The organism is Bacterioplanes sp. CLAM21 (assembly GCF_059641015.1).
Map to the genome: position 1 here is coordinate 3,940,711 of NZ_CM184929.1, position 12,369 is coordinate 3,953,079.

The following is a 12,369-nucleotide window of genomic DNA, read 5'->3' on the forward strand; positions in this document are numbered from 1 at the left end:
GTGAATGAACGATGAACTGCTGTTTGCCGACGATGACGACGACGGCAATGTATCACAGAACCGCGAAACAGGAAGTCCGTGGCGAGTACTGGTCGCAGACGATGAGCCAGACGTGCATCGCATTACCCGCATGGTGTTGTCTGGTTTTAGCTTTGATGGCCGCAAAGTCGAACTGATCAGCGCTTACAGTGGTGAAGAAGCACGCCAGGTGATGGAGCAACACGATGACATCGCCATGGTCCTGCTCGACGTCGTAATGGAAACCGACGACGCTGGCCTCAACGTAGCCCGCTACATCCGTGAGCAACTGAACAACCGTTATACCCGCATCGTGTTGCGAACAGGCCAACCAGGCCAAGCTCCTGAGCAAGAAGTCATTCGCACCTACGACATCAACGATTACAAAGACAAAACCGAGCTGACCACCACTAAGCTCAACACCCTGATGTACGCCACGCTGCGTAGCTATCGAGATATCTGCATTCTTAACGAACACAGACGCGGGTTAGAAAAAGTCATCGAGGCGTCAGCGCAAGTTTTCAGCTCCGGCGAACTCGGTGGTTTTGCCTCGGCAGTGTTGGAACAGGTCACGAACCTACTCGGACTTGAGCAGAGCGCCCTGTATTGCTCCAGCTCGACTCCCAGCGGGGCATTAGTAAGAGATTGTCGCCGCTTTAGAGTGCTTGCTGCGACCGGCAGCATGCAGCAATTGTCTGAAGTCGACTCCTTCGACAATATTCCCGAGCATATTCGCGCTGGCTTTGAACAAGCCATGCAGGACAAGCGCAGCCTGTACTTTGATGATTACTACATCGGTTACTTCTCATCCGATCGTGGCAGCGAAAGCCTGCTGTATGTGGCATGCCAAGGCAAACCGTCATTACTCGACAAACAGCTGTTAGAGATTTATGCCACCAACGTCGCGATCACCTATGAAAACATTCTGATGCGCGATGAAATCCTCGAAACTCAGCGAGAACTGGTATACATGCTGGGAGAGGCGGTAGAAAAACGCTCAAAAGAAACCGGTGCGCACGTCAAGCGTGTCGCCAAAATCTCTGAGCTATTAGCACTCAAACACGGCTTAACGGCTAACGAAGCCAGCCTGATCAAACTCGCATCACCACTGCATGATATTGGTAAGATTGCCATTCCTGACAATATTCTGCACAAGCCCGGTAAGCACGACGCCGACGAATGGACAGTGATGAAAACCCACGCACAAGTGGGTGCCGATATACTGGGTAAATCTGACCGTCGCATTCTGCGCCTGGGCGCCATCATCGCCGGACAACATCACGAACGCTGGGATGGAAGTGGTTACCCCTTGGGCCTTAAGGGTGAGGATATACACATCGCCGGGCGTATTACCGCACTCGCCGACGTGTTTGACGCCCTCGGCAGCAAACGCTGCTATAAAAATGCCTGGGAACTGGATGATATCGTTAAACTGATTCAAGAAGAGTCCGGCAAGCACTTCGACCCTGATTTGGTCCAGATTCTTGTGGATAACTTAACCGAGATAGCGGCCATTCGGGAAAATCATCCAGACTAACTGGTTGCTTGTATTGCAATTGTAATCAGGTATTAGCAGTTGGTGTCACAATGACTGACGGGTTCGGGTGGAGTCAAAAAAATCAAAGGCGATGACGGGCCAGCTTAAGTAGGCAGCTGTTTTTTTAGCCTGAAAACTTCAACAGGCTCCCTATCACCCCCTAAATGTATACTTTTAATATCTGCTATTCGCTTCTAGATTATGTTAACCACCAACTAAACTCAATTAACATCAACTAGACCTACACTTATGCTACTAAAAAAATATCTAGTTATTTATGCCTTTACAGCTAATATTTTTGCAAGTGAAGTTGAAACTGTGCTCGCCGGCGTTGACGAGTGGGAACCATTTGTTGGTCGAGATTTGCCTGAGCATGGGGTTATTAGTAAAACGGTAGCTCAAGCATTTTCCTCAAAAGGGGTTAAGGTGGACTTCCAATGGATACCTTGGAAGCGAGCACTTATTATGACTAAAAACGGTGATCTTGATTTGACCCCTGGCTGGTCAAGAAGCAAAGATCGGGAGGAAGATTATCTATTCTCGGATCAGCCAGTACTTATAGAGCCTGCCCACTTATTTTACAAAAAAGGCCGAACAATAGCTTGGAATGAAATTTCTGACCTTAAAAAATACAGATTTGTTGGAATTCTAGGATTCAATTATCAGTACCTTGAAAAGGAAGGTATAACAATCCACAGAGTAAAAACAGAAAAACAAGCCTTAAATATGATTATTGACAATAGAGCTGACATCCTGGAGGCCAACCTGAAAGCCGGGGTTGACTCCATAAAAACCAAACTAGATAAAAACATACAGAGTGAAATTGAGATATCGAAGAAGCCAAGCAAAGTGTTTTATTATTATGTTCTATTCCCTAAAACACCCAAAGGAAATGAAGTTAAGCTAATATTTGATGAGGGACTTAAAGAAGTAAAAAATAAATAATTTTAGTAACAATCAATGAACAACATAGAGTAAAATACTCCCATCATAACCACGCCTACGTCAGTGACAGCCTAGACTGTGAATATTGGCGATGGATTTCCTCAAAATTCTCTAATGATACCGAATGATTGGGCAGTGTTATCAGGCCTGTCATGGAGTAACGTTCGACAGCGACTAAGCCCTGGTGAGCACTGATAATTTAGAGCATCACATACCAGCCGTGATTTCTCTTCTTGCTGCAAGTGTTGGAACTGGCACAAAGCCGTTTTTCATAACAAACTTCTGAATTGAGAATCTAGCTTGCAATTACTCCATCTGAGCATGTCCTCGGGCGGGCGCCCAGCTTATTTCGTTTAATCTGATCAGGGATCATAGAATTATTTTCAGCATCGACAGCTGGAAAATCTAGCTAACTTTTTTGATACAAATCAGCCTAGACTGATACCTTCCAACCTGAACCTCTCCATACGATATACAAATTGAATACCGAGACCCACAAACACAATCAATCTTGGCGATATACATTCGACTTGGCAATGACTCTGAACAACCACTGGATTTAAAGCAAACGCTTAGTTCTTGCTTCGAGTTCGGATTATTATTAGATTCTATGGCGATAGATAAAGTATCCTTTTGGAGAGTTCGACCACACTCCTCACAAGAAAAAGAAACGCCGCCACCACCCACAGACTCACCGTCATAGTATAAGTCTCCAATAAACGGATCAGCCATGATCTAACCTTCAATATCTGTCAATAATTTCAGAACTTACCCCACTCACCACCCAAAAAGTAGACACCGGTGTTACTGCTTAGGATGAGTGTCTGTGTTGCTGTAGTGTTGTTTTACCAATTTCCGTCTAGCTTACATCATCCAAAAATCGCTTTAGTAATCTCTGATCCGCCATACATTTCATTTGAAGCCTTTTGGCGACTTTTATCTATAAACAGCGCCTTGATCATCAAATCATCATTTCCCATAAGACTAAAACCCTCCGGAAACTGCAAAAGAAGCAAGGTATGCTCTCCCTCAACATATGCATCGGTTCGATGCCACTCTAGCGCTACATCTTCCGGCCACTTACCTTCTAAAAATAACCCTAGAGGCTTTAACAGATGAGGGGATGATTCAAGGTAGTTACAGGTTTCAAATACATCAGACTCTGGACCATATGCACTGACCAGCTCTTTATCAGCAACAATGTCATCTCTCGAAAAAACCAGAATTTCTTCCAGCTTTGCCAGTGCAACCGACGACATATAAAACTTACAAAAATCACCCTCTCGATTTTGGACGGACTCTACCTTCGTATAATCGCTTAAAAAATAACGCGCCATTGCACTGTCACGTGTATTGCTAGAAAGAATACCCTCTGAAGGGTAGCCAAGCTTCTCCTCCTCCGAACTATAAACTAGCGCCGGTATACCAAACAGCACCATAAGCAATATCAACCAACCATTCTTCATACCATATACCTTCTTAATGATTATTGACATTGTCGGACAACGGAGCTGTTCCGTCACTAGTTGCATAGTTGTCACTGGATGAATTTAACAGCCTAGGGGTGACTATCAGTTTAACTTATTATAAAAATCCCTGTGCCCCCAATCGTCATCGAATGCATCAAGTATCTTTTGCAGACTGCACCCTTCAATCATGGGGGTATCCAGCTCTTTAAGTTCACGAACAGCCCAATTCCTTACGCCTTCCCATCTCAGCCGATACATCAAATAGGCTATCGGTTCGTCATCTATCCTCTTTGATCTAAAAAGGCGAATCAAACTTGATTCAAAGTCTGACTTCAGCTCTTCATAACCATTGATCAATGCCAAACAAACGAGATAGTTCGGTTCAGCTAAATCAAACGAAAACTCAGTATTTAGTATCTCATTTGCCCGATCTAACTCAGTCTCGAACATTCTGATTATCAATTTTCTATCGGAGCCCACTTTCCAGCCCTAGGTAAGCTTGGGTCATCGCCCCACTATTTAAACAGCAAGCTTTCAACCATCAGGTTGTCGATGGTGCTCGGCGCTAGCCGAGCTGCTCGTCAAGAGGGGTGCTCTCTTGCGATTTGGCCACTAGCATGACCACTTAGGATGGGTGCCTGTCTTGTTTTACGTTATTGTTATTTCCTTTCTGAGGTAGGTTTTAGCTAATATTTTTAGTAAAAAAGAGGTTAGCCAGGTGTGTTCAGGCGCCAAGGCCATGCGATACCTTGACACCAGGAGAACGTCTATATATGCCCGACTAGTTATTCAAGTGGATGTAGTTTACCTTAACACTACCCCCCTGAACGTTGTACTCTTTGATTGTTTGCACAGCATGCGCCAGTCCTGCATCACAAACCTCTGATAGTGTAAGAGCCTTGATGCCAGACTTAACTTTGTAGGACCTAGCAAGCGATAGATCCCCAACATTAGCCAAGTCATCCCAATAAACATCATACTCTTTGCAATAAAAGTAGACTCGTTCATCAAAAAACTCAGGAATATAACAAAGCTCCACCCCATCACTCTGACGATCGTATCTTCCTTTATCTGGAATCACAAAAAAAACATGCTTCATAATAACTCCTGTATTAATTCTTAGGTGCGGGGTATGAGGTAACGAGTTTATTGCTACCAGATTCAACAACGATTTTAACATAATCTAATGTTTGACCATGCCCTGGCGCAGTAGGATTACCTCCCTGATACCCAGCATTTTTTTTGCGGCACAAGGTAAATTAATCGCGTCCCCTGAACTTCAGGCTGTATCCCTAATTCCTGCGCTTTCTTCCATGCCGCTGCTGTCTGATTAATAGAGTTATTGTTAAAAACACCATGAGGAACATTCCGATCTGGCTGATCAGCGTCATGTAAGCGAATATGGTCTTTTCTACCCAAGCCATCACGGTCCTTACCAGACCAGTTCAATGGCCCCTGCGCGGTATGATCCAATCCCTCCGCCATCATCAGCAGATCATCTAGTGTGGCATCCTCACCCACATAGCCACCACTATTCGGGCTCACTTCATCGCCGTTAGCTGCTGGCGTTGTAGTAATTGTGGGGCCCTGCTCTGGTCTCAGCTCTGTCTCCGTAGATGGAGTATCGATGTCAGCAACAGGTAAGCCACCCGTATTGCTAACCACACGCTCGTCTTCTCCGAGTATGGGACGATCCATCAATCCACTGTCAATTTCTGGCGCAGCAGTACGTTCTTCATCGAGCTTATCACCGACCAGATCACCTACAATCGCTAACCCAACAGTTGTTACCGCTGTGAACCCCGCCGCTAACCCCTCTGTTGAAAGAAACCATGCCGCCAGCGCTGGTGCGAACTCCTCCCTCTCACCGCTGGGCACATCAGCAGCGGTGGCGGTATTCTGATCCAATAACGCCCGGTCGCTTCCCTGCTGTGCAACTAACCAGTCAGCTTTGCCATCGTTCCCACCCGTATTGTTTGGCTGAGCGGTGGTAGCAGGAGCAGGCGATGCTAGGTCGCCATATTTAACGCCTTGCTCCCATAATTCGCGGGCATAATCGCCATCAGCCGTGGCTGCACGCTCTTTTTGTTCATCGGTATAACCATTGTCTTGTTCATTCAAAATATGGTGGGTGGTTTCATGAACAGAGACCTCGGCCACGTCAGCACCTGACGTCATGTCAGTGTTGCCGGCATTAATGAAACTGGTATTGGTGCTGTCCTGATGGAAACCAGCCACTAAACCATCTTCATTGGTTTCACCCTCATTGACGTATATTGCTATCTTCTGCTGATCAACCTCTGCACGGTTGGTTAGGTTGTCGGAGAGCGCTTGTATCGCTCCTTCTTTGTCTGCCGCACCGGCATCATCACTTTCAATGACTGCACCGACATTCGCATTTTGCTGGACCTGTAAAATTCCCTCGCGCTCATCAATTTTGCGCTCTACTGCATTGAGGCCCGCCGTCGCGCTGCCGACATCAAGACCTTCAGCAATGCCACCAATGATTTCATCGTTAAAGTGGTTTTCAGAGATCTCAAAGTCCTTGACTATATCCTCCTGCCCCTGCTCCGACAGCAGTCGATGATCCACCGTAACCGCGGCATTTAAGCCGCCGGTTTGCTGATCCAGCGTGACGACTTGGCGTTGATCCAGGTCGCGGTTGGTATCGCCTAACTCGTGCTCACTGCCGTCACGGCGAGTGATGCTACCTCCGCCTAAAGTGCCTGCGGTGGTTTGCTCTTTGCGATAACCTTGGTTAGTAAGGCCTAACGAGCTGCTGTTGCTGCGGAACTCTTTGTCACCGTCGGCATCTTTTCCTTTTGATACCGACAAAGACATATTGATGCCGCTATTTTCGCTAACGTCGGTGTCGTGCAAATCGGTCACGACCAGCTCATCGGTGATCAGATTCAGGTTGCCCAAGTCGGTGAGCGTATCCCCATTTCTGACAGCATTAGCCACCACTGCGCCGTGCACTTCGGTGTTTTTGGCATCGATATTGACGTTACCGCCGCCGATCAGGGTGGTTTGTTCCTCGGTCCAGTTGCTCTCGCTGCTGCCCTCTGAGTTGTTGCCACATTGAAACTGCCGCTGTTCGACACACTGGCGTTGCCGCCTTCACTGCTGTGGCTACTGCGGGATTCGTTTTGCAGGCTCTCAACAATGAGGTTGTCGGTGGTGATATCGATATCGCCAGTGATTTCGACGTTGGCGCCGGCCAGGTGCAGGTTTTTACTGGTGCTGCTAAAGCTGCCGGCGTTGATGCGACTGTTGTTGTAGGTTTTGCTGGAGCTGTCGCGAGCCTAATTGCTGACATTGAAGCTGCCAGCGGTGCCGCCGCTGGTGCTCGGTGCTAGCCGAGCGGCTCGTCAAGAGGGAGGTATCTCGCTTGTGATTTGGCCACTAGCGTGACTGCTTAGGGTGGATCTCTGTTTTGCTGTGTCTGTGCTGCTTCTGAGTTGTTGCTAAGGGAGGGACAGGGTCATTGATTTAGGTTTTCGGCTTGCTTTTTATCGAGAATCAACATAGGGGTTATTAGTAAGGATCTCTTCAATTTCAAATTTAAGTTTTTCAGCCCAAATTGGGTTTAAAATTGCCATAAGTCTAACTCTTTCCGAGAACTGCAACCTTCGAGGGTCTTTCCCCCCATGATCCATGCCCATGCAATGCGTTCGTGCCATAACAGCTGTCACATCAGAAAATATCCAGAAAATAAGTTCATCCAATTCTGTTGTTGACTTACTCCAAATCAAGTATCCCCTTTCTGAGCAAATGTATTTGTATTCTTCACCATCGATAACAAGGTAGGGCATCGCACTAGGATTCTCTGCGCGCCTAACCTTTAACAACTCATCAGGGGCATCGATCATAGCACCTAGGCGAAAAATACGATTCTGAATTTCATCAACACTTTCCATAAGACTCATATTCCCATCATCAAATAAACTTCACGACCAAATCAAGATAATAAATTTCTAACGAGAAAACATTAACTTAACCCTCTTACCCAGAAACGACTAATTTAGAATCATCAATCCAAAGTCTACCCAAATCCCTAAAACCACTCCAGAAAAACCTCTTAGAAGAGAACAAAACCAACCACATCTTCACAAAGAACCTAGAATCGCCTACTCATACAAATTGAATGAAATAGCCCTATTACTTAGTACGAGCCGTCATAATATGATTCATCCCCACTAGCCAGATCTCTTAATACTTTATCGAAATCATTTAATAATTGATCTTTATCCAATCCTTCTGCCCTTTTCCCGCTCCGAACACAGCTCCGGACATGCTCAATGAATTCTTTGGGAAGTTTTGCGCGGTACTTCCTCACATAATGGATATGGAGAGAGTCCCAAACATACACACCATCACTCCATGTTTTTGACGGCACTTCAAGAACTCCAGTCAATGCATCTTTAACATTGCTAAGCCATTCATCAATAACAACACCAGAGCTCATATACTTACATAGAATCTCCGCATCCAACTCACTCAAGAAATTCTTATTTTCAGCCAAACTAATCGAACCTGAGTATTTCGCACCTTCGTCTTCAAGGTAATACGGCAATAGCTTCATCTCAATTCTCCTCCGGATTAAAGATCTTAATTTCAGGTTTAACATCAATTAAATCCGGGTGTCTTCTCATCATCAATGTGTCTGACATTTGTTCCCACTGTCCTGTGAATTCGTTAAATCGAACAGGTCTAGTTAGCGCTGCCACAGGAGCTTTGACTGCATTTGCTACTTCTTGAGCAGTCCCATTTGAGCCACTCCAACATGAACCCAGACAGACGGGAGATCCCCTTTTGTAGCTTGGGTTACCAAACAGAGCTTCCACGATTTGATTACTATTTGTCGGATTTTCATCAACCATAAAAATCCCACCCAGTTCGTCATAGTCTGGGCGCGAGCCATGCACAATAACATTATGACCATACCCTGTATCTATCGCTTTCTCAAAATTACCCAATGTAGCATCATCGCTTCCAATGGCCGTACTATGAGGCCCATGATGAACCCTAGAACCTGCAGAAATCGTTGAATCCAAATACTCCGAGTCACTAGAAGCTTCTTCATGCTTATTACTGGTACGATCATTAACACTCTGACCAGAACGATTATTTGTATCAACGGCCGGGGCAGCATCATCTCCCCCACTTTTTCCACCAGTTTGATCTGTGTAATTCTTAACGGGCGACTTAGGTGACTCGGGAGTATTAATTTCCCGAATGTACCCGTTGTCAAGCATCCACTGAACATTTCGTCGTTCTTCAAAGTTAGGCAGCATTTGTTGACCGCCACCCTCTTTTCCGAAAGCAGGTTCAATCGGCCCCTGAATCACGGGTATGGGTTTAATCACTTCATATTGATGATACTCACGAACTCCATCACCAGGCCCTAACGCTCTCTGTGAAAAGGTCGAATTGCTATCAGACAGGAATGCACCTGATTCCGAACCATATCGATCAATCACTGTACCAGTTTCCAAGGTAGCCTTAGTAGGCTCCCCTTTAAATCCTAAGTTTCCTGGCCAGTAATACTCACCTGAATTTGGATCTTGTTGATAAAAATCATCTGTCTCCCCTGTGGTCCTTCTTGCTTCTACATCCACGTTTGTCCGTGTGCCATCAGGAACCGCTTTATCCAAGATAGATAAAACTCTTTGCCCTGCCTTAACAACGACAGGAAGCCCTGGGAGCGCCTCTCCTGCAAGAGCAGCATTATTATTTTCTATGGCTGACTCTCGGTCACCCTGCAATAGATCAACAAATGCCTTATCACCGTCATAGCCTTCTCTTGGGTTATGCGACATAACACAGGCTATTCCAGCATTCACACAGCCAGATACAGCGTTACTGACTGCATCTGTTACCTTGCCCATAGTGCCCGGTGGGTCTTCAGCCATTGCACCGGCAAATTTCGCTATGTCGGCTGCGGTACCCGCTACTGACTCTGTAATCTGGTCAAGCGGAGTTAGCTCGGGCAAAGTTTGCCCTTCCTCCAAAGCATTCTGAGTTAAGAAGTTGTCGACACCTGCATGACCGTACTCTTCTTGCATCCGTGCCGCGTTGGCATTGATATAGGGGTTCGCTTTATCATCCGGTGTCGCTACAAACGCGTCTACCTGGCCCCCCTCTACGTACGAATCGTTAATTGGTGGAGTGCTAACTCTAAGCTGTTGTATGGCCTCTCGTGCCGCAGGATTTTCTGCTATTTGCCCAGCCCACTTGTCATCGATTTCCCGAAGTGCCTGACGAGTGAGTTCACGACGTGCATCGTCCTCGCTCATGCCATGCTCCTTTGCATAAGCAGGCGCATGATTAAGAATTGCTTTCGCTTCGTCGGTATACAACTGACGGTTTTCCACCGCAGCACCACCGACATTATTTGCGCGTTCAGTACCCGCACGAACGCCAGCACTGCTGGCCAAAGCCGCGCTAAAGTCAGCCCCACCGGTTGAATCAAGGTTACCACCGGCGGCCTGATTCAAACGGTCCTGCATTTGTGCGCCGAGAGCGTCGGCCAACGACTCTTTGGCTTCCCCGCTTGGCGTACCAAATAATCCGCCACCTTGGCCCTGCTGCATCTGTGATTCCAGCACTTCATGACCCAGGGTATTGGCCATATCGGTTTTGCTGGCACCATCGCCGCCATCAATAAAGATGTTGCCACTTTCCGCATGATTAGCAGCAGTAACCGTGCCGCCCTTACGATCAGTGAGGCCGTCGACATCTGCCAGCGACGAGCTGGTGGTCTCTCCACCGTCGTAGAACTGAATATCCGTTGGATTTAAGCCAAACTTATCTTGCGCCAGCTGACCCACCACCTGCATGGCTTGCTGGTATTGCTCAGGGTCTTTGCTATTTAGTCCAGCCAAGACCGACTGATACGCTGGGTTGCGCACCAGTTCATTTTTCAGCTGAGTAAGCTGTGAGTTGTTATGGACATTGGTGCCAAAGGAGAGCAGGCTAGCGCGCTCATCAGTCGCTACGGTATGGGCTGCACGACCAATATCTTCACCGTGCTCGTAGGTATCTTCGAAGTTCTCCTTAATATCCTTACGCCCCTCCTCGCTCAGCACTCGATGATCCAGCTCAAATGTGGCATCTAAGCCGCCGGTTTGCTGATCCAGCGTCACCACTTGGCGCTGATCCAGGTCGCGGTTGGTATCGCCTAACTCGTGCTCACTGCCGTCACGGCGAGTGATGCTACCGCCGCCTAGGGTGCCTGCGGTGGTTTGCTCTTTGCGGTGGCCTTGGTTGGTAAGGCCTAACGAGCTGCTGTTGCTACTAAACTCTGGGCTTCCCTTCTTGTCGCTGCCCACCGATACCGACACCGACATATTGATGCCGCTATTTTCGCTAACGTCGGTGTCGTGCAAATCGGTCACGACCAGCTCATCGGTGATCAGATTCAGGTTGCCCAGGTCGGTGAGGGTATCCCCATTTCTGACAGCATTAGCCACCACAGCGCCGTGCACTTCGGTGCGCTTGGCATCGATATTGACGTTACCGCCGCCGATCAAGGTGGTTTGTTCCTCGGTCCAGTTGCTCTCGCTGCTGCCCTCTGAGTTGTTGTAACCCACATTGAAACTGCCGCTGTTCGACCCACTGGCGTTGCCGCCTTCACTGCTGTGGCTACTGCGGGATTCGTTTTGCAGGCTTTCAACGATGAGGTTGTCGGTGGTGATATCGATATCGCCAGTGATTTCGACGTTGGCGCCGGCCAGGTGCAGGTTTTTGCTGGTGCTGCTCAAGCTGCCGGCATTGATGCGGCTGTTGTTGTAGGTTTTGCTAGAGCTGTCGCGAGCCTAATTGCTGGCGCAGAAGCAGCAAGCAATGCTCGGCGCTAGCCGAGCTGCTTGTTATTAGGGAGGGGCTCGCTTGTGATTTGGCCACTAGCGTGGCAGCTTAGGATGGGTGTCTGTGTTGCTTTCTTGCTGTGCTGTTTTCGCGCCAAGAATTTCACAAACTAAATCCTTCGCACTGAGGGGAAAATAGACCACTAGCTTCTTTTGTCCACTCCTCTCCCAATCAATGACTGAGCTACTCAAGACTTCAAGATATATCTTTAATTGCTCAACCGGTATGCTGGGAATGTCCGGATGGTATAGAACAACCTGCGACTCAGTAATCCAACCAAGGTCTGTTAAACAGTCTTCTAAAGCATTCCAATTAAATCCAAAATACCCCGGAAAATCCAATACATAATATAAAGACAATAAAAAATCGTCAGCAGTACAGACGTTTGGACTAACCCGAGCAAAATAGACTTTGCTTGTATCATAAGAAGGAACTTCAGTACAGAAAAGTATATTCATATCCAAGAGAACCCAACACCCTAAGCCACTTTCAACCTCAAACGTACAAGAAAATCGACCTTATCACCAC

At 47.2% G+C, this 12,369-nt stretch carries 12 protein-coding genes; 3 read left to right on the plus strand and 9 right to left on the minus strand.

The window, feature by feature from the left end:
- The first annotated feature begins 4 nt into the window (after positions 1 to 4).
- On the plus strand, positions 5 to 1,555 hold the full coding sequence (locus AC55FS_RS18050; RefSeq protein ID WP_496933686.1) for a DUF3369 domain-containing protein: 1,551 nt from the start codon (positions 5 to 7) through the stop codon (positions 1,553 to 1,555).
- Positions 1,556 to 1,804: 249 nt separating this feature from the next.
- Positions 1,805 to 2,500, plus strand: a complete 696-nt coding sequence (locus AC55FS_RS18055) for a substrate-binding periplasmic protein (protein WP_496933687.1) — start codon at positions 1,805 to 1,807, stop codon at positions 2,498 to 2,500.
- 869 nt (positions 2,501 to 3,369) lie between these two features.
- On the opposite strand, the gene AC55FS_RS18060 is transcribed toward AC55FS_RS18055, so the two are convergent.
- From AC55FS_RS18060 to AC55FS_RS18075, 4 genes are all read right to left on the minus strand, one after another.
- Positions 3,370 to 3,966: a hypothetical protein gene (locus AC55FS_RS18060; protein WP_496933688.1), complete on the minus strand. Its 597-nt coding sequence runs from the start codon at positions 3,964 to 3,966 to the stop codon at positions 3,370 to 3,372.
- Between the two features lie 105 nt (positions 3,967 to 4,071).
- On the minus strand, positions 4,072 to 4,419 hold the full coding sequence (locus tag AC55FS_RS18065) for a hypothetical protein (RefSeq protein ID WP_496933689.1): 348 nt from the start codon (positions 4,417 to 4,419) through the stop codon (positions 4,072 to 4,074).
- Positions 4,420 to 4,750: 331 nt separating this feature from the next.
- Positions 4,751 to 5,068, minus strand: coding sequence for a hypothetical protein (locus tag AC55FS_RS18070; RefSeq protein ID WP_496933690.1), 318 nt, complete (start codon positions 5,066 to 5,068; stop codon positions 4,751 to 4,753).
- A 116-nt stretch (positions 5,069 to 5,184) separates the two neighbouring features.
- Positions 5,185 to 6,858: a hypothetical protein gene (locus AC55FS_RS18075; protein WP_496933691.1), complete on the minus strand. Its 1,674-nt coding sequence runs from the start codon at positions 6,856 to 6,858 to the stop codon at positions 5,185 to 5,187.
- Between AC55FS_RS18075 and AC55FS_RS18080 the strand changes: the two genes are divergently transcribed.
- The gene (locus tag AC55FS_RS18080; RefSeq protein ID WP_496933692.1) at positions 6,844 to 7,038 is read left to right on the plus strand and encodes a hypothetical protein; all 195 of its coding nucleotides are present in this window, start codon (positions 6,844 to 6,846) and stop codon (positions 7,036 to 7,038) included. The two genes, AC55FS_RS18075 and AC55FS_RS18080, sit on opposite strands and share 15 nt — an antisense overlap.
- On the opposite strand, the gene AC55FS_RS18085 is transcribed toward AC55FS_RS18080, so the two are convergent.
- From AC55FS_RS18085 to AC55FS_RS18105, 5 genes are all read right to left on the minus strand, one after another.
- Complete coding sequence (locus tag AC55FS_RS18085; protein WP_496935991.1) at positions 6,990 to 7,235, minus strand: hemagglutinin repeat-containing protein; 246 nt, start codon at positions 7,233 to 7,235, stop codon at positions 6,990 to 6,992. The genes AC55FS_RS18080 and AC55FS_RS18085 overlap by 49 nt on opposite strands.
- 246 nt (positions 7,236 to 7,481) lie before the next feature.
- Positions 7,482 to 7,898: an Imm63 family immunity protein gene (locus tag AC55FS_RS18090; RefSeq protein ID WP_496933693.1), complete on the minus strand. Its 417-nt coding sequence runs from the start codon at positions 7,896 to 7,898 to the stop codon at positions 7,482 to 7,484.
- 236 nt (positions 7,899 to 8,134) lie between these two features.
- Positions 8,135 to 8,554 carry a hypothetical protein gene (locus AC55FS_RS18095; RefSeq protein WP_496933694.1) on the minus strand — a complete coding sequence of 140 codons (420 nt, stop codon included), beginning with the start codon at positions 8,552 to 8,554 and terminating at the stop codon, positions 8,135 to 8,137.
- Between the two features lies 1 nt (position 8,555).
- Positions 8,556 to 11,735, minus strand: coding sequence for a glycohydrolase toxin TNT-related protein (locus AC55FS_RS18100; RefSeq protein WP_496933695.1), 3,180 nt, complete (start codon positions 11,733 to 11,735; stop codon positions 8,556 to 8,558).
- Between the two features lie 141 nt (positions 11,736 to 11,876).
- Entirely contained in the window at positions 11,877 to 12,299 is a 423-nt protein-coding gene (locus AC55FS_RS18105; protein WP_496933696.1) for a barstar family protein, read from the minus strand.
- Positions 12,300 to 12,369: the final 70 nt, after the last annotated feature.

Coding starts and splice junctions, on each gene's coding strand:
- AC55FS_RS18105 (WP_496933696.1), bottom strand. CDS start 12,299: ATGAATATACTTTTCTGTACTGAAGTTCCTTCTTATGATACAAGCAAA.
- AC55FS_RS18060 (WP_496933688.1), bottom strand. CDS start 3,966: ATGAAGAATGGTTGGTTGATATTGCTTATGGTGCTGTTTGGTATACCG.
- AC55FS_RS18055 (WP_496933687.1), top strand. CDS start 1,805: ATGCTACTAAAAAAATATCTAGTTATTTATGCCTTTACAGCTAATATT.
- AC55FS_RS18070 (WP_496933690.1), bottom strand. CDS start 5,068: ATGAAGCATGTTTTTTTTGTGATTCCAGATAAAGGAAGATACGATCGT.
- AC55FS_RS18090 (WP_496933693.1), bottom strand. CDS start 7,898: ATGAGTCTTATGGAAAGTGTTGATGAAATTCAGAATCGTATTTTTCGC.
- AC55FS_RS18095 (WP_496933694.1), bottom strand. CDS start 8,554: ATGAAGCTATTGCCGTATTACCTTGAAGACGAAGGTGCGAAATACTCA.
- AC55FS_RS18065 (WP_496933689.1), bottom strand. CDS start 4,419: ATGTTCGAGACTGAGTTAGATCGGGCAAATGAGATACTAAATACTGAG.
- AC55FS_RS18050 (WP_496933686.1), top strand. CDS start 5: ATGAACGATGAACTGCTGTTTGCCGACGATGACGACGACGGCAATGTA.